General features: G+C 70.4%; 14 protein-coding genes. 8 read left to right on the top strand and 6 right to left on the bottom strand.

Going from position 1 to position 16,229, the window contains the following annotated elements:
* Window positions 1-140: 140 nt before the first annotated feature.
* The 5 genes from ACTJJ4_RS15945 to ACTJJ4_RS15925 form a co-directional block, all read right to left on the bottom strand.
* Window positions 141-2,324, bottom strand: coding sequence for a YhgE/Pip family protein (locus ACTJJ4_RS15945; RefSeq protein ID WP_440944224.1), 2,184 nt, complete (start codon window positions 2,322-2,324; stop codon window positions 141-143).
* Window positions 2,321-5,179 carry a YhgE/Pip family protein gene (locus ACTJJ4_RS15940; RefSeq protein WP_440944223.1) on the bottom strand — a complete coding sequence of 953 codons (2,859 nt, stop codon included), beginning with the start codon at window positions 5,177-5,179 and terminating at the stop codon, window positions 2,321-2,323. The genes ACTJJ4_RS15945 and ACTJJ4_RS15940 overlap by 4 nt, the downstream gene beginning before the upstream one ends.
* Before the next feature lie 41 nt (window positions 5,180-5,220).
* Window positions 5,221-5,853 carry a TetR/AcrR family transcriptional regulator gene (locus ACTJJ4_RS15935; RefSeq protein WP_440944222.1) on the bottom strand — a complete coding sequence of 211 codons (633 nt, stop codon included), beginning with the start codon at window positions 5,851-5,853 and terminating at the stop codon, window positions 5,221-5,223.
* Between the two features lie 229 nt (window positions 5,854-6,082).
* The gene (argG, locus tag ACTJJ4_RS15930; protein ID WP_292698822.1) at window positions 6,083-7,513 is read right to left on the bottom strand and encodes an argininosuccinate synthase; all 1,431 of its coding nucleotides are present in this window, start codon (window positions 7,511-7,513) and stop codon (window positions 6,083-6,085) included.
* Window positions 7,514-7,566: 53 nt separating this feature from the next.
* On the bottom strand, window positions 7,567-8,091 hold the full coding sequence (locus ACTJJ4_RS15925) for a MarR family winged helix-turn-helix transcriptional regulator (RefSeq protein ID WP_440944221.1): 525 nt from the start codon (window positions 8,089-8,091) through the stop codon (window positions 7,567-7,569).
* A 111-nt stretch (window positions 8,092-8,202) separates the two neighbouring features.
* Here ACTJJ4_RS15925 and idi point away from each other — a divergent pair, with 111 nt between their 5' ends.
* Genes idi through ACTJJ4_RS15885 form a run of 8 tightly spaced genes read left to right on the top strand, consistent with a single transcriptional unit; the run spans window position 8,203 to window position 15,258 of the window.
* Entirely contained in the window at window positions 8,203-8,739 is a 537-nt protein-coding gene (gene idi, locus ACTJJ4_RS15920) for an isopentenyl-diphosphate Delta-isomerase (protein WP_440944324.1), read from the top strand.
* On the top strand, window positions 8,732-9,796 hold the full coding sequence (locus tag ACTJJ4_RS15915; protein ID WP_440944220.1) for a polyprenyl synthetase family protein: 1,065 nt from the start codon (window positions 8,732-8,734) through the stop codon (window positions 9,794-9,796). Before idi ends, ACTJJ4_RS15915 begins: the two co-directional genes overlap by 8 nt.
* Window positions 9,793-10,671, top strand: coding sequence for a phytoene/squalene synthase family protein (locus tag ACTJJ4_RS15910; RefSeq protein ID WP_440944219.1), 879 nt, complete (start codon window positions 9,793-9,795; stop codon window positions 10,669-10,671). Before ACTJJ4_RS15915 ends, ACTJJ4_RS15910 begins: the two co-directional genes overlap by 4 nt.
* The gene (gene crtI, locus ACTJJ4_RS15905) at window positions 10,668-12,236 is read left to right on the top strand and encodes a phytoene desaturase family protein (RefSeq protein WP_440944218.1); all 1,569 of its coding nucleotides are present in this window, start codon (window positions 10,668-10,670) and stop codon (window positions 12,234-12,236) included. The genes ACTJJ4_RS15910 and crtI overlap by 4 nt, the downstream gene beginning before the upstream one ends.
* Window positions 12,233-12,556, top strand: coding sequence for a lycopene cyclase domain-containing protein (locus tag ACTJJ4_RS15900; protein WP_440944217.1), 324 nt, complete (start codon window positions 12,233-12,235; stop codon window positions 12,554-12,556). Before crtI ends, ACTJJ4_RS15900 begins: the two co-directional genes overlap by 4 nt.
* A complete protein-coding gene (locus ACTJJ4_RS15895) occupies window positions 12,553-12,888 on the top strand; it encodes a lycopene cyclase domain-containing protein (RefSeq protein WP_440944216.1) in 336 nt (111 codons plus the stop codon). The genes ACTJJ4_RS15900 and ACTJJ4_RS15895 overlap by 4 nt, the downstream gene beginning before the upstream one ends.
* Window positions 12,881-13,771: a prenyltransferase gene (locus tag ACTJJ4_RS15890; RefSeq protein ID WP_440944215.1), complete on the top strand. Its 891-nt coding sequence runs from the start codon at window positions 12,881-12,883 to the stop codon at window positions 13,769-13,771. The genes ACTJJ4_RS15895 and ACTJJ4_RS15890 overlap by 8 nt, the downstream gene beginning before the upstream one ends.
* Entirely contained in the window at window positions 13,768-15,258 is a 1,491-nt protein-coding gene (locus tag ACTJJ4_RS15885) for an SDR family oxidoreductase (RefSeq protein WP_440944214.1), read from the top strand. Before ACTJJ4_RS15890 ends, ACTJJ4_RS15885 begins: the two co-directional genes overlap by 4 nt.
* Here ACTJJ4_RS15885 and ACTJJ4_RS15880 read toward each other — a convergent pair.
* Window positions 15,245-16,165, bottom strand: coding sequence for an N-acetylglucosamine kinase (locus ACTJJ4_RS15880; RefSeq protein WP_440944213.1), 921 nt, complete (start codon window positions 16,163-16,165; stop codon window positions 15,245-15,247). The two genes, ACTJJ4_RS15885 and ACTJJ4_RS15880, sit on opposite strands and share 14 nt — an antisense overlap.
* Between the last annotated feature and the right edge of the window lie 64 nt (window positions 16,166-16,229).

Below are 16,229 nucleotides of genomic sequence, written 5' to 3'. Positions count from 1 at the left end.
GGACCCCGTGTCACGGAGTCCGGGTGCGCGTCTCGGGTGACGCGCACCCCGGCATCCTATCCACTCGTTCGGGTGCTGCCGGAGTGCGATTCCGGCCGGGGGATATCTGCACTCCGTCCGACAATCCCCTGATCACACGCTCACATGAGCTTGGTGGAGTGCAGCGCCTGCAGCATCTTCTGGTTGGCGTGGATGAACGGCAGGCGCAGCGCGAGCCCGAGCAGCAGCGCAGGCACGGCGAACAGCGCGAGCCAGCCGAGCGACACCCAGGAGTCGTTCCGGTAGATGCCGGCGATCGCCGAGCGCATCGCGTTCACCGCGTGCGTGGCGGGCAGGAACGGGCTGATGTTCTGGAACCACTGCGGCAGCACCTGCAGCGGGTAGGCGCCGCCGGAGCCGGAGATCTGGATCACGAGCAGCAGCACGGCCAGCGCCTTGCCCGCGTTGCCGAAGGTCACCACGAACGTGTAGATGATCAGCTGGAACACGAGGGAGCTCACCCAGCCCGCCAGGAGCAGCAGGAGCGGATGCTGCGGCTGCACCTGGGTGAACAGGATGCTGCCCATGCACACCAGCGAGCTCTGCAGGAGGCCGACGATCGCGAAGATCCCGAACCGGCCCAGGTACGTCTCGGCGGGGGAGAGCGGGGGAAGCGGTGAGCCCTCGCCCTGCGGCGGGTCGACGCGGATCGACACCGCGGTCAGCAGCGCTCCGACCCACAGCGCGAGCACGGTGTACAGCGGCGTCATCGCGGCGCCGAAGCTCACGACCGAGTAGACCGGCACGCGGTCCAGCCCGACCGGTTCGGCGAGGAACGTGGCCAGGGCCTTCGGGTCGGAGCCGATCACCTTGCTGAGCTCGCTCAGGTCGCCCGTGTCGATGGCCTTCGTCAGTGCGGCATCCAGCTGGTCGAACCGGTCGGCGGTCTCCGAGAGCGACTGCGAGATCCCGGTGGTCAGACCCTCGGCATCCGTCAGCGCACTGCTCAGCGAGCCCGAACCGGTGAGCGACTTCGCCGCGGCGGAGAGCTCACCGCCGATGCCCTGCACGTCGCGGCCGATCGAGGCGAGCGTGCCGGCGAGGGCGTCGAGCTTCGGCTGCAGGCTGCCCGTGTAGGCGCTGCGGGCGTCCTGCACGGCAGCCTTGGCCTGGGCGATCAGCTGCGAGATCTCGGCGTGCATGGCCTGGCTGTCGGCGTTGCCGTCGGCGATCTGCGTCGCGCCGTCCTCGAGCCGGTCCTGCAGGGCCTGCTCGCGGGCGATCGCGGCGTCGATGCGCGACACGGCGGCGTCGAACGAGTCCAGCGTGCTCTCGGGAAGCAGCGGACGCACGGTGTTGACCAGGTCGTCGCGCAGCCTCTGGTGCTGATCGACCTGCGTCTGCACCCGGGTCGCGACGGCCCGGAGCGAGTCGGCCGAGCTCGTCGCCTGCGCGTTCATCGACGCGAACACGTCGTCGACGCTGTCGGCGACCGCCTGATAGCTGTCGGCCGTGCCGGAGAGCGCGTCGCCGAGCGCCGAGGTGGTCGAGGCGAGCACCTGCTTCAGCGACTGCGCGGCCTTCTTGCCGTCGCCCAGCGCGCCGGTGGCGCTGCGCAGGGCATCGCCGGAAGCGGATGCCAGCCCCGAGGCGCTGTCGACCAGGGGACGGCTCGACGAGATCAGCGCGGTGAACATGTCGGCGGTCGACGCGCCGGCGCGCAGCTGCGCGGCGACCTCGCCCACGTGGGCCTGCAGGCGGGACAGCGCTGCCTGGGTGTCGGCGTCGTCGAGGTACTTCGACAGCGACGTGATGATCCCGAGGCCCGCCTCGCTGAGCGTGGACGTGAACGCCTCGTTGATGGTCGTGGCGACCTCGCCGGCGCCCTGTCCCGTGATCTTCGGGGCCAGGGCGTTCTTCTTCTCGTTCGTGTAGTACTCGATGCGCGTGCGCTCGGCGCCGTTCGAGTAGAACGTCATCATGTCGGTGCTGAACGTCGGCGGCAGCACGATCGCGGCGTAGTACGCGCCCGACCGGGTGCCGTCGATCGCGTCGTCCTTCGACGTGAACACCCAGTCCAGGTCGTGGTTCGCGCGCAGCGTGGAGAGCACCTGGTCGCCCACGTTCAGGCGGATCGGCACGAGGTCGCTCTGGTACCCCTCGTCGGTGCTGGCGACAGCGACCTTCAGGTTCTTGGTGTTGTCGAACGGGTTCCAGCTGGCGATCACGTTGAACCACGTGAACAGCGAGGGGATCACGACCAGGCCGAAGAGCACGATCACGGCCATGACGCTGCTCGTGGCACGGCGCAGATCGAAGCGGAGCACCTGCAGGATGTTCCTCATGCGCGCTCCCCTCCTTCCTGGGCGTCGTCCTCTTCGGAGACGTGCGGTGGTGCGTCGTCGGGTTCCGGATGCTGTGCATCCGCGGCGTCCTCGGGCGCGTCGACCGTCTCGGCATCCGCAGGATCCGGGTCGGTCGCGACGTCGGCATCCGCCTCGACGTCGGCGTCCGTCTCGGCGTCCGGGCCGAACAGCTCGTCCAGCACGGCCGTGTCGTCGTCCGGTTCGGACTCGACGTCCGTCCGCTCGAGCACCGCGGTGCGCACGGCATCCGAGCCTCCGGCCGACGCGGCGGACGCCCCGGCGCCTGCGAGCAGCACGCCGTCACCGGCGGTCTCGTCGATCAGCGCCTGCCGCAGCTCGGCATCCGGCATCTCACCCAGTTCGGCCGCCTGCTCGATGCTCTGCTTGATGTACTCCAGGGCCACGAGGAACGCGATCAGGATCAGGCACCACAGTGCCCACAGGCCGAGCATGGTCGCCTTGGCACCGGGCAGCAGCCAGGCGGCGACACCGATCACGGCCATCACCGCGGCGCCGACGATCAGGGTGAGTCGCAGCCGGGTCGAGTACCGCTCAGTGAACCTGCGTGCACGGTCCGCGACCTGCGCGCGGTAGCCGTCGCCGTCGGTCAGGGCGCGGATGATCTGCGGCGTGTGACGACGACCGGTGATCTGCACGTCCTCGCTCACCAGCAGCTCGCTCTCCGACAGCCGGCGGTTGAACAGCAGGGCGAAGTTGCCCAGCCGGCGGCGCAGGAACAGCCCGAGCGCGAACGCCAGCACGACGTAGATCGCGAGCGTTCCCATCGCGCGCCACCAGGCGCCGTCGTAGAAGCCGCTGATGGTCTCGCGCAGGGCGTCGATTCCGTAGGTGAACGGCAGGAACGGGTAGAGCCCGCGGAAGAAGTCCGGCATCATCTCGATCGGGTACAGGCCGGATGCCCCGGGGATCTGGAAGATCACCAGCAGGATGCACAGGCCCTTGCCCACATACCCGAAGCACACCGAGAGCGCGTAGATGATGCTGAGGTACGCCAGGCCGATGAGCACGCTGGTGCCCACGAACGCGAAGGCGTTCGCCGTCTGCACGCCGATGAACAGGTTGCCCACCGAGACGAGCACCGCCTGGCACACGCCGATCGCGGCGAACAGCATCCAGCGGCCGAGATAGGCCTGCCGCACGGTGACGCCCTCGACGCCCTCGGTGTCGACTTCGAGGCGGAAGATCACCATCAGCACGAACGCGCCGATCCAGAGCGTGAGGTTCGTGAACAGCGCGGCCATCGCCGAGCCGTAGGCCTTGGTCGGGAACATGGCGTTCTCGTGCACCTCGACGGGCGAGGCCATGAAGTTCGCGATCTGCTCGGGGTTCAGACCGCTGATCGTGCTCAGCCTGTTCCACACGTCGGCCGCGCTGAGCGCCAGCACGTCGGTGCGCACCCCGCTCAGGCCCGACTCCGCCGTGGCGAGGTTGCCGTCCAGCGCGCCGAGGGCGGCGGTCGTCGACGCGAGCTGGGTCTTCAGCCCGGAGAGCAGGTTCTGCGCCTGGGTGATCTGGGAGCGCTGGGCGCCGAGAGCGGCCGAGAAGCCGTCGGCGCTGGCGGACAGCGCCGACATCGCCCGGTTGAGCTCGGGGACGCTCTTCGTCAGCGCATCGCGGATGGCGCCCGCCGAGGTCGCCGCCTGCGAGGTCGCCGCATTCACCTTGTCGGCCGCGGTCTTGACCGAGCCGATCGTGTTCGTGACGTCGCCGTTCAGCGCCTTCAACTGGTCGAGCACCTGCTGGTCGTCGGCGTTGCGCTGCTTCAGGTCGTCGATGGCCTGGCGGAGCTTCTGCGCGGCCTCGGAGCCGGGGTCGGTCTGATCCAGCACGGACTGCAGCTCGTCGAGCGCCGCACCGTTCGCCTTGACGACGGCCGACAGGTCGTCGATCGCGGTGCCGACCGCCACGTTCGCCTGCTGCAGGCCGGCCGACAGGGTCGCGATCGAGGCGTTCATCTTCGACGAGGCGTCGGCGATGAGCGTGGCACCCGACACGTAGGCGGACGTGACCTTGTCGGTGACGGTGAGCAGTTCCTGCTGCGCCTCGGCGGCGAGGGCCTGCGCCTGCGCGACCGCGGACTGCACCTTGCCGAGCGTCTTGTCGACCCTGCCCAGAGTGCCCGCGGCGCTGTCCAGGCGGCTCTGCGCGTCGGCGAGACCGCTCTGCAGTTCGGTGATGCGTCCGCGCGCGGACGAGACCTTCGCGACGGCGTCGTCGAGCGCGGCGACCGAGCTGTCGCGCGCGTCGCCGAGGCGGTCCTCGACATCCGCTCCGACGCCCTTCAGCTGCTCGGTGACGGCCTTCGACACCACCGACACGAAGGTGCCGTTGATCTGGTTGTCGAGGGTGGAGGCGCCGACGTCGGTGATCTTCGGCGCGATCGCGTTGGCCTTCTCGTTGACGTAGTACTTCAGCTCGGGGCGGGTGAACTCGCCGGTCGTGATGCTGAGGAAGTCGCGGCTGAAATCCGGGGGGATGATGATCGCGGCATAGCTGCGGCCGCTGCGCACGGCATCCATCGCCTCGTCCTCGTCGAGGAACTCCCAGCCGAGCTGGTCGTTCTTCTCGAGCTGATCGACGAGCTCTCCGCCCACATCGATGCTGCCGGTGAGGTCGGAGGAGGCGCCGTCGTCCTGGTTGACGATCGCCACGCTGACGTGCTGGGTGTTCGAGTAGGGATCCCAGAACGCGACGATGTTGAACCAGGCGTAGAGCGAGGGCGTGACGATCACGCCGATGATGATGATCCACGCCTTGCTGACGCGCGCGAGGCGGCCGAGATCGCGGCGGAACACGCTCCACGCGTTGGGCATCGCACCTCCCGGCAGGCCAGCGGCATTCCGAGCATAGGGGCTCACGCGGCGCCCTCCGCGGCATTCGAGGCGAGGGTGATGTCGGGGTGCGCGGTGAGCAGGGCATCCGCTTCCCGCCAGGAGAGTCCCGCGATGCTCAGCACGGTGCGCACGGCGAGGTCGGCGGCGCCGGCGCTCGCCGCATCCGTGCGGGCCACGACCGTGCGCGCCATCTCCTCGATGAGGCGGGCGAGCGTCGGGGCGGCGAGGTCGGTGCGGAAGCTGCCGTCCTCCTGCCCGCGGCGCACCAGGCCTGCCACGGCGCGGCGCAACGGGGCGAGCGCGTCAGCGGTGTGCTCCACGTGCGCCTCATCGAGCGCGAGCACGGCCGCGAACTGCACGTGCGCGGCCTCCTGCCACAGGCGCGCGGCAAGGCGGGCGAGGGCCAGCCGGGCGTCCGCGTCGGCGATCGACTCCGCGATCGCGTTGAAGCGCTGCGCGCCGATGACGATCAGCTCGCGGATGAGGGCGTCGCGGTCGTCGAAGTGGCCGTACAGGGTGCGGCGCGACAGTCCCGCGCTGCGGGCGATGACGTCTATCGAGGCATGCGGGTCGGTGGCCAGGGCGTTGCGCGCCGCGTCGAGGATGCCTTCGCGGTTCGCGCGGGCGTCACTGCGCGGCGTTCGGGTCGTCATGCATCCAGAGTACGTAACTTGCACAGTAGTGTGCAACTTGGTTCGGCGGACTCACAGCATCCGGCCTGCGTCTAGCCGCCCGCCCTAGACACAGTCTGATGACCTTGTCCCGATCTGCTGACTGATCCGGCGGTTTCGTCCGCTGATCGGGACGACCTCCGCAGATCGGGCGCGGATGCGACGAAGCCCCGACCGATCAGAGATCGGCCGGGGCTTCGGGTGGGGTGCGTCAGTCCGTGCCGGAGTCGAAGGCTGCGCCCTCGGATGCCGCATCCACGGCCTCTGCGAGCTCCTCGTCAGCGGTCTCGGACGCGGCGATCTCGTTCGCACCGCCCGCGGTGACCTTGCCGACGAGCTCGCCGGTGGCGCCGCCGACCAGGCCGAGGTCCGCGTACTGCTCCAGGCGCGAGCGCGAGTCGGCGATGTCGAGGTTGCGCATAGTCAGCTGGCCGATGCGGTCGACCGGGCCGAAGGCTGCGTCGCCGACGCGCTCCATCGAGAGCTTCTCGGGGCCGTACGAGAGGTTCGGCGAGACGGTGTCGAGGATGGTCCAGTCGTCGCCGCGGCGCAGTCGGATGGTGACCGAGCCGGAGATGGTCAGACCCACCCAGCGCTGGATCGACTCGCGCAGCATGAGGGACTGCGGCTCCAGCCAGCGACCCTCGTACATCAGGCGGCCGAGGCGGCGTCCTTGCTCGTGGTACGTGGCGAGGGTGTCCTCGTTCAGGATGCCGTTGACCAGGCGCTCGTAGGCGATGAAGAGCAGTGCCATGCCGGGGGCCTCGTAGATGCCGCGCGACTTGGCCTCGATGATGCGGTTCTCGATCTGGTCGCTCATGCCCAGACCGTGACGGCCGCCGATGGTGTTGGCCTCCATGACCAGGGCCACCGGGTCGCTGTACTCGACGCCGTTGATGGCGACCGGGCGGCCGCCCTCGAACGTGACCGTGATGTCCTCGGTCTCGATGGCGACGGCGGGGTCCCAGTACTTCACGCCCATGATCGGGTCGACGGTCTCGAGCGAGACGTTCAGGTGTTCGAGCGTCTTCGCCTCGTGCGTGGCGCCCCAGATATTGGCATCCGTGGAGTACGCCTTCTCGGCGGAGTCGCGGTACGGGAAGCCGCGCTCGACGAGCCACTCGCTCATCTCCTGCCGGCCGCCCAGCTCGGTGACGAAGTCGGCGTCGAGCCACGGCTTGTAGATGCGCAGTCGCGGGTTGGCGAGCAGGCCGTAGCGGTAGAACCGCTCGATGTCGTTGCCCTTGTAGGTGGAGCCGTCGCCCCAGATGTCCACGCCGTCCTCGCGCATGGCGCGCACGAGCAGCGTGCCGGTGACCGCGCGGCCCAGGGGAGTGGTGTTGAAGTACGTCTTGCCGCCGGAGCGGATGTGGAACGCGCCGCACGACAGGGCGACGAAGCCCTCCTCGACCAGAGCGGTCTTCGCGTCGACCAGACGCGACGCCTCGGCGCCGTACTCCAGCGCGCGGCCGGGGATCGAGGCGATGTCGCTCTCGTCGTACTGGCCCAGGTCGCCCGTGTAGGTGAAGGGGATCGCACCCTTCTCGCGCATCCACGCGACGGCGACGGAGGTGTCGAGACCACCGGAGAATGCGATGCCGACCTTTTCGCCGACGGGGAGGGACTGGAGCACCTTGGACATGCGCTCAAGTCTATCGGCGTGTCGCGGGTGGGCCCGTGCGGGTTGCGGAGCTCTCACCGTCCGGAGTGCGCCGCCAGCTCGCCCTGCGGGGAGTCCGCGTCGGTCATCGCGGCGAGGAAGCGGACGACGGCCTCGCGGTCGGCGGCGGGGAGGGATGCGACGGCGGTGAACCGCCTGGCGTGCTGCCGGCCGATCGTGTCGTGCGCCGAGCGGCGGGTGCTCTCGGTCACCTGCAGGCACATGGTGCGCCTGTCCGACGGATGCGGGACCCGGATCAGGTGCCCGCCGTCGACGAGGCGGTCGACGAGCTTTGTGGTCGATGCGCTCGAGATGCCCACCTCGTGGGCGATGTCCTTGGGCGTGACGAGCATGCCCTGCTCGGTCGCGCGGATGATCATGCGGATCGCCCGCATGTCGCTCTCGTTGAGCTTCATGTAGCGCTTGGAGGCCTCGGACAGCTCCCGTGCGGCGGTCTGCCATCGTCGCAGCGCCTCGAGCACGCGGAAGCATGAGTCGACCTCGTCCTGCGACATGCCTGAGCGGTCGATCAGGTCGGAGTCCGGCGAGAAGTAGTGCATGAGTGCCATTCTGTGCGATTCCATCCCGGCGCGTGCGTCGGCTCAGCCTACCTGTTACGCTCGGCATAACTCTTTCCTGGCTAACGAAATCGAGGTGACGAGGTGGACGAGATGGTCGTGCTCGTGGACGCGAGCGGTGCGCCGGTCGGGGAGATGCCGAAGCGGAGCGTGCACGGAACGTCGACGCCGCGGCATCTGGCGTTCTCCTGCCACCTCATCGACGCGCGCGGCCGGCTGCTCGTCACTAGGCGCGCGCTGGTCAAGGGGACGTGGCCGGGCGTGTGGACCAACGCCCTGTGCGGGCACCCCCTCCCGGGCGAGGCGATGGAGGATGCCGTGCGCCGCCGCGCCTGGTTCGAGCTCGGAGCGGAGATCAGTGGCGTCACGTGCGTCCTGCCCGATTTCGGCTACACGGCCCGCGATGCGTCGGGCATCCAGGAGAACGAGCACTGCCCGGTCTTCATCGCCGAGGTGGTCAGCCCGCTCGTCCCGCATCCCGAGGAGGTGGACGAGGTGGCGTGGACGACGGCCGGCGAGCTGAGCGCCGCCACCTCCGCGGCGCCGTGGGCGTTCAGCCCCTGGCTGGTCGCTCATCTCCCCGCCCTCGCTCCGGACCTCGTCGAGGCCACGGGGAGGCGTCATGCCTGAGCCGGCCGCCGACATCGGCCGCCGCACCGACGTCTTCGAGGTGCGACTGAGCGAGATCCTCACGAGGCGCTCGGAGCGCTCGCACGCGTTCTCCGCTCCGTACGCGGAGCTGTGGGAGTCGCTCGCGAGGATGGCCGCCGGCGGCAAGCGGATCCGCCCGCGCATGCTGATGGACGCCCACGAGGCGCTCGGCGGCACCGACCGGCGAAGCGCGCTGGACGCGGCCTGCGCGATGGAGCTCCTGCACCTCGCCCTCGTCATCCACGACGACGTGATCGACCGCGACCTGGTGCGGCGCGGCGAGATGAACATCACCGGACGGTTCGCGGCCGACGCGGTCGTCCGCGGAGCATCGGCCGAGGCCGCACGCGCATGGGGCGAGGCGTCGTCGCTGCTCGCCGGAGACCTCGTCCTGACAGCGGCGCACTCCCTGCTCGCACGACTGGACATCGCTCAGGATCGGCGCGAGGCGATCCTGGACGTGTTCGACGACGCGGTGTTCGAGAGCGCGGCCGGCGAGCACGACGACGTCTGGCTGAGTCTGCACCTGGAGGAGATCTCGCCGCGGGAAGTGCTGGAGATGGCCGATCGGAAGACGGCGTCCTACTCCTTCGCCGCACCGCTGCTGATCGCGGCGATCCTCGCCGGTGCCGGCCGGGACCTGATCGCCGAGCTGAGCACCATCGCCCGGCGGATCGGCGTCGTCTATCAGCTGCGAGACGACGTGCTCGGCCTGTTCGGCGATGAGCGGCAGACGGGCAAGTCGGCGCTCAGCGACCTGCGCGCGGGCAAGGAGACGTTGCTGGTCGCCTATGCCAGGTCCGATCCGGCATGGGCCGCCGTCGGCGCGCTCTTCGGCGATGCCGACCTCAGCGTGGGCGACGCTCAGCTCATCCGGAGCGTGATCGAGGAGTCCGGGGCGCCCATCTTCGTCGAGTCGATGATCGCGGAGCGGTGCGACGAGGTGGACCGGCTGGTCCGGGCATCCGGCCTGCCCGAGGCACTCCGCGAACAGCTCCTCGACCTGACCAGGGCCTGCGTCTCGAGGAACTCGTGAACGGCCTGGACCTCTACAACGAGACGGCCCAGGCGAGCGCGGCCGTCGTCATCCGCCGCTACTCGACCTCGTTCAACTGGGCCAGCCGCCTCTTCGACGCGCCGGTGCGGGAGCACATCGCCCGGATCTACGCGCTGGTGCGCCTGGCGGACGAGCTCGTCGACGGCCCCGCCGAGACAGCCGGGCTGGACACCCGGATGCGGGGGACGCTGCTCGACGAGCTGGAGGCCGAGACCGGACGCGCGCTGCGGATCGGCTTCAGCGCGAACCTGGTGGTGCACGCTTTCGCCCTGACCGCGCGGGAGCACGGCTTCGGCACCGACCTGAGCGGTCCGTTCTTCGCGTCGATGCGGCGGGATCTCGGCGAGGGGACGTGGGATGCCGTCGCGCTGGACGAGTACATCCACGGCTCCGCCGAGGTCGTCGGGCTGATGTGCCTGGCGGTGTTCGAGTCGCGCCGCACCCGCGGAGGAGCCCCGTCCCGCAGCGACGAGGAGAACGGCATCCTGCAGGAGGGGGCTCGGCGGCTGGGGGCCGCGTTCCAGAAGGTCAACTTCCTGCGGGACTACGCCGACGACCGCGGAGAGCTCGGCCGCACGTACTTCGCGGAGACCGCCGACGGTCTCACCGAGGACGCCAAGCACCGGATCGTCGCGTCGATCAGAGCCGACCTTCGCGCCGCCGACCGGGCCGTGCCGTTGCTCGACCGCGCCGCACGCGCGTCGGTGTGGGCCGCGCAGGCCATGTTCCGAGAGCTCACGGACCGCATCGAGGCGACACCGGCGGAGGTGCTCGCGGTCACGCGCGTCCGCGTGCCCGACACGGTCAAGGCCGGCATCCTGGTGCGGGCGCTGGCCATGAAGGCATCACGATGAGTGCGTCCCGGGTCGTCGTCATCGGAGGGGGAGTGAGCGGACTCGCGACCGCGTGCCTGCTCGCCCGCGACGGGCACAGCGTCACGCTGCTCGAGAGGAGCGGAGAGCTCGGCGGACGTGCCGGGGCGTGGGAGCAGGACGGCTTCGCCTTCGACACGGGCCCGTCCTGGTACCTGATGCCGGAGGTGTTCGACCACTTCTACCGGATGATGGGCAGCGAGACCGCCGAGCAGCTCGACCTGGTGCCGCTCGAACCGGGGTACCGCGTCTACGGCGAGGCATCCGCCTCCCCGACCGCCGGCGTCACCGCGGCGATCGACGTCCCGGCGGGCGCCGACAGGATCGCGGCCCTGTTCGAGGGCCGCGAGCCCGGGTCGGGCGAACGGGTGCGCCGCTACCTGGCATCCGCGACGCGCACGTACCGCGCGGCGGTCTCCTCGTTCCTCTACAACCCGTTCTCCTCCTGGCGCAGCTTCACCTCGCCGGCGGTGCTGCGGGCGGCGCCCGCCGTGGCGCCGCTGCTGATCCGCTCGCTGTGGTCGTTCATCGCCCGACGGTTCCGCGATCCGATGCTGCGCAAGATCCTCGGCTACCCCGCCGTGTTCCTGGGCACATCGCCGTTCGACGCCCCGGCGCTCTACCACCTGATGAGCCACATGGATCTCGTCGACGGCGTGCGGTACCCGCTCGGCGGATTCCGCGCGTTCGTGACCTCGCTGACCGCGCTGGCGAGGGAGGCGGGCGTCGAGATCCGCACCGGCAGCGACGTCGTGCGGATCGTCAGCGAGCAGGGGCGTGCGCGCGCCGTCGAGTTCGAGCAGGAGGGCCGGAGGCAGCGGCTGGATGCCGACATCATCGTCTCCGCGATCGACGAGCACCACACCGAGACCGTGCTGCTCGCCCCCGAGGACCGGTCCTACCGTCCCGGTCGGTGGCGTCGGCAGGTGACCGGTCCGAGCGCCGTGCTGGTGCTGCTCGGCATCCGCGGCGAGCTGCCGCAGCTGCCCCACCACACGCTGCTCTTCTCGGACGACTGGCGCGAGAACTTCGATGCGATCTTCGGCGCCACCCCGCGCGTGCCCCGCCCGCCGTCGATCTACGTCTGCAGACCCAGCGCGACGGACGACTCAGTCGCGCCCGCCGATGCGGAGAACGTCTTCGTGCTGGTGCCGCTGCCGCCCGACCCGACGATCGGTCGTGGCGGGCTCGGTCGCGCGGGCGACGCGCAGGTGACTCGGATCGCGGATGCCGCGGTCGCGCAGATCGCTCGCTGGGCGGGCATCCCCGACCTCGAATCGCGGATCGTCGTCCGGCGCACGATCGGACCGGCCGACTTCGAGTCGGACTTCAACACGTTCCGAGGCAGTGCGCTGGGACCGGCCCACACACTGAGGCAGAGCGCGTTCCTGCGCGGCGTCACGCGCTCGCGCAAGGTGTCGGGTCTGTTCTACGCCGGCGCGACGTCGGTTCCCGGGGTCGGGCTGCCCATGTGCCTGATCAGCGCGGAGCTCGTGCTCAAGCACGTGCGGGGCGACCACTCGGCGGGCCCGTCGGAGGTGCGATGAGTCTCGTGTACGCGGCCGCGCTCGTGCTCAGCGGGGCATGCCTGGTGCTGCTCGACCTGCGCTTCGCGCTGGTGATGCGTCGGCGGCCCGCCGCCGCGGCGATCGCGCTCGTCGCGGGGCTGGCCTTCTTCATCGCCTGGGATGCCGCGGGGATCGCGCTCGGGGTGTTCCGCCACGTGGACTCGCACTGGGCGAGCGGGATGCTGCTGGCGCCGGAGTTCCCGGTCGAGGAGCTGCTGTTTCTGCTCTTCCTCAGTTATCTGACGCTGATCCTGCTGAGCGGGTGGCGGCGCTGGAGCGAGAGCAGGGCCCGGCGATGACCTATCTGCTCCTGTCTGCGCCCTTCGTCGTGGCGGCGCTCGTCCTGTTCGGGATCGGCGCTGCGCACGCGGGATACCGGCGCGATCTGCGGCGGTATCTGTCCGCGTGGGGTGCGAGCACGGCCGTGCTGCTGGTGCTCACGGCCGTGTTCGACAACATCATGATCGCGGCGGGGTTCTTCGACTATCGCGAAGGCGGGATCTCGGGCGTCCGCATCGTGCTGATGCCGGTCGAGGACCTGCTGTATCCGATCGCGGGAGCGCTGCTGCTCAGCGGCGTCTGGCAGCTGCTGGACGCCGCGCGCGAGCCGGGAGGACGCTCCGATGCCTGATCGCCCCTCCGCTGTGCGCACCCTGTTCGTGGCATCCCGGCCGCTGAGCTGGATCAACACCGCATTCCCGTTCGCCGCGGCCTACGTCCTCACCACCGGGCGGATCGACACCGCACTCGTGATCGGCACGCTGTTCTTCCTGGTGCCGTACAACCTCACGATGTACGGCGTGAACGACGTGTTCGACCATGAGTCCGATCTCGCCAACCCCCGCAAGGGCGGCGCCGAGGGCGCCAAGCTGCCTCTCGCGATGCATCCCCTCACCCTGTGGTCCTCGGCGGTGCTCACGGGGATCTTCGTCGTGGTGCTGGCAGTTCTCGGCGCCGAGCGCCCGCTGTCGTGGCTCGTGCTCGCGATCAGCGTCTTCGCGGTGCTGGCCTATTCGGTGCCGCGGCTGCGGTTCAAGGAGATCCCGGTCCTCGACTCCATCACCTCGAGCACGCACTTCGTCACCCCGGCGCTGTACGCCTTCGCTCTGGCCGGCACGACCATGACGCCGCCGCTGATCCTCACGATGGTCGCGTTCTTCTGCTGGGGCATGGCCAGTCACGCGTTCGGCGCCGTGCAGGACATCGTCCCCGACCGTGAGGCCGGGATCGGCTCCATCGCGACCGTGCTCGGCGCCGCACGCACGGTGCGGATCGCGATCCTGCTGTGGGTGCTCGCCGGGGTGCTCATGCTGTTCGCGCCGTGGCCGGCGTCGTTCGCGGCGCTCGCCGCCGTGCCGTACATCGTCATCGTCGCCCCCTTCGCGCGGGTGGACGACGCGCACTCCGGTTCGGCGAACCGGGCCTGGCGCCGGTTCCTCGCGATCAACTACGCGGTCGGCTTCGCGGTGACGATGCTGCTGATCCTGTGCGCCACGGAAGGGCTGTTCGCATGACCCGTGTACTCGTCACAGGCGCCACCGGCTACATCGGCGGTCGTCTGGTCCCCCAGCTGCTGGACGCCGGTCACGAGGTGAGCGTGTTCGTCCGCTCGGCGTGGAAGCTCCGCGATGTGCCGTGGCGCGCCCGGGTGAAGGTCTTCTCGGGCGACCTTGCGGATCCGATCGCGACCCGACGCGCCATGGCCGGCATCGAGGTCGCCTTCCACCTGGTGCACTCGATGAGCTCGGGGCGCGGGTTCCGTGCCGTGGAGAGGCAGGGCGCCGAGACGTTCGCGGATGCCGCCGCCGCATCCGGCGTGGGCCGCGTGGTCTACCTGGGCGGCCTGCACCCTCGCACCGGCGGCCTGTCCGAGCACCTCGCCTCGCGCGCGGAGGTGGGGAAGGTGCTGCTGGAGGCGCCGGTGCCCGCGATCGTCTTCCAGGCGGGGATCGTGATCGGCTCCGGCTCGGCGTCGTTCGAGATGATCCGGCACCTGACCGAGGTGCTGCCGTACATGCCCGCGCCCCGCTGGGTGCGGAACAGGGTGCAGCCGATCGCCGTGCGCGACGTGCTGCGGTACCTCGTGCGGTCGGTGGATGCGCCGGGGGATCTGAACCGGACGTTCGACATCGGCGGACCCGACATCCTGCGGTACGGGCAGATGATGAACGGGTATGCGGTCGAGGCGGGCCTGCCGCAGCGGCACATCGCCGCTCTGCCCGTGCTGACCCCCTGGCTCGCGTCGCAGTGGGTCAGTCTGGTCAGTCCCATCCCCCGCCAGATCGCCGTGCCGATCATCGCCTCGCTGCAGAACGACTGCGTCATGAGCGAGCACGACATCGACGACGTCATCCCGCCGCCCGCGGAGGGGCTGCTGCCGTACCGCACCGCCGTGCGTCTCGCCCTCCGGCGCGAGGCCGACGGCGAGGTGGAGACCAGCTGGCAGAGCGCGACGGTTCCCGGTGCACCGAGCGACCCCCTGCCGAGTGATCCGGATTGGGCGGGGCACACCGTCTTCACCGACCTTCGCGAACGCAGGAGCGGCAGCTCGCCGGAGGCCGTCTGGCGCGTGATCGAGGCGATCGGCGGGGAGAGGGGCTGGCACTCCTTCCCGTTGGCGTGGGCGGCCAGGGGCTGGATCGACCGCCTCGTCGGCGGGGTGGGCATGCGCCGCGGGCGCCGGCATCCGTCCCGCGTGAACAGCGGCGACGTCATCGACGTCTGGCGCGTGGAGTCGGTGGAGCGGGGACGGATGCTGCGACTGCGCGCGGAGATGAGGATGCCGGGGCGCGGCTGGCTGGAGCTGGGGGTCGAGCCGGATCCGGCCGGCGGCAGCGTGTACCGGCAGCGGGCGATCTACTTCCCGAAGGGGCTCAGCGGGCGGCTCTACTGGCTGGTGCTGCTGCCCTTCCACGGCATCATCTTCAACGGCATGGCGCGCAGCATCCTGCACGAGGCCGAACGCAGCGAAGCCGCCGCCCCGGGACTCAGCCCCGGCTGAGGTCCGCGAAGCGCTCGCGGAGCGGATGCTGCGCCCCGAGCCCCGCGAGCGAGACCGCGCCGTCGAGTCCCGAGCCGGCCGGCGGCACGAAACGGGCATCAGGGCGCTCGGCGCGCACCGCGTCGGCGAACGCCGCGCGGATCAGGTCCGAGCCGAACACGCCGCCGACGGCGCCGACGGCGGCGTCGTCCGGGGCATCGGTCACGCGCAGCGCGGTGGTGACGGCCAGGGCCAGTTCGGCCGCCGCCGCGCGGCAGATGCCGCCCGCGACCTCGTCGCCGGTGGCGGCGAGCAGCGCGGTGGGAGCGGCGAAGGATGCCACGGTGCGCACGCGGTCCTCGGATGCCTGCAGTGCCGTGTACGCGGAGTCGAGGTCGGGCCAGCGGTCCTGCACCACGGCGGTCAGCGCGGTGGCGGGACCGCGCCCGTCGTAGGCGCGCATCACAGCATCCAATGCCGAGCGCCCGATCCAGTACCCGCTGCCGGCGTCTCCCATGATGTAGCCCCAACCGTCGACGCGGGTGGAGTGCTCGGGGCCGACGCCCAGGGTGACGACGCCCGTGCCGGCCGCGACCACCGCGCCGTACCTGTCGCCGAGCACGCCCAGGAACGAGGTGACCGAATCGTGGGTCACGACCACGCGGCGCACGCCGCCGAGGGCGGGGTGCGCGAGCAGGGCGGATGCCTCGGCATCCGCGTCCGTGAGTCCGGAGACCCCGAAGGTGATGGTGTCGGCGGAACCGCCGGCGGACGCCACGACCTCGGCCAGCTGCGGCAGCAGCGGGCGGTCGGTGAGCACGCCGGGGAACAGCGCATCCGTCGCCGTGCCGTCGGCGCGGATCAGCCGGGTCTTGATGCCGGTCTGCCCGGCGTCGATCGCGAGCAGCGCGCGATGTTCCTGTGACAAGACGTGTCCTCTCGTGGCGGGTCCCGTGCCAGCGTAGGACATCGGCTGGGTGGGATGTCCGCCG

The sequence above is a fragment of the Microbacterium sp. 22195 genome (assembly GCF_052056515.1).
Classification (GTDB): Bacteria; Actinomycetota; Actinomycetes; order Actinomycetales; family Microbacteriaceae; genus Microbacterium.
This window is presented reverse-complemented; position numbering and strand designations above follow the sequence as displayed.

What these genes read in the sequence shown, in the direction of transcription:
- ACTJJ4_RS15945 (WP_440944224.1), bottom strand. Translation starts at nt 2,324, where the DNA reads ATGAGGAACATCCTGCAGGTGCTCCGCTTCGATCTGCGCCGTGCCACG.
- ACTJJ4_RS15940 (WP_440944223.1), bottom strand. Translation starts at nt 5,179, where the DNA reads ATGCCCAACGCGTGGAGCGTGTTCCGCCGCGATCTCGGCCGCCTCGCG.
- ACTJJ4_RS15935 (WP_440944222.1), bottom strand. Translation starts at nt 5,853, where the DNA reads ATGACGACCCGAACGCCGCGCAGTGACGCCCGCGCGAACCGCGAAGGC.
- argG (WP_292698822.1), bottom strand. Translation starts at nt 7,513, where the DNA reads ATGTCCAAGGTGCTCCAGTCCCTCCCCGTCGGCGAAAAGGTCGGCATC.
- ACTJJ4_RS15925 (WP_440944221.1), bottom strand. Translation starts at nt 8,091, where the DNA reads ATGCACTACTTCTCGCCGGACTCCGACCTGATCGACCGCTCAGGCATG.
- idi (WP_440944324.1), top strand. Translation starts at nt 8,203, where the DNA reads ATGGTCGTGCTCGTGGACGCGAGCGGTGCGCCGGTCGGGGAGATGCCG.
- ACTJJ4_RS15915 (WP_440944220.1), top strand. Translation starts at nt 8,732, where the DNA reads ATGCCTGAGCCGGCCGCCGACATCGGCCGCCGCACCGACGTCTTCGAG.
- crtI (WP_440944218.1), top strand. Translation starts at nt 10,668, where the DNA reads ATGAGTGCGTCCCGGGTCGTCGTCATCGGAGGGGGAGTGAGCGGACTC.
- ACTJJ4_RS15900 (WP_440944217.1), top strand. Translation starts at nt 12,233, where the DNA reads ATGAGTCTCGTGTACGCGGCCGCGCTCGTGCTCAGCGGGGCATGCCTG.
- ACTJJ4_RS15895 (WP_440944216.1), top strand. Translation starts at nt 12,553, where the DNA reads ATGACCTATCTGCTCCTGTCTGCGCCCTTCGTCGTGGCGGCGCTCGTC.
- ACTJJ4_RS15890 (WP_440944215.1), top strand. Translation starts at nt 12,881, where the DNA reads ATGCCTGATCGCCCCTCCGCTGTGCGCACCCTGTTCGTGGCATCCCGG.
- ACTJJ4_RS15885 (WP_440944214.1), top strand. Translation starts at nt 13,768, where the DNA reads ATGACCCGTGTACTCGTCACAGGCGCCACCGGCTACATCGGCGGTCGT.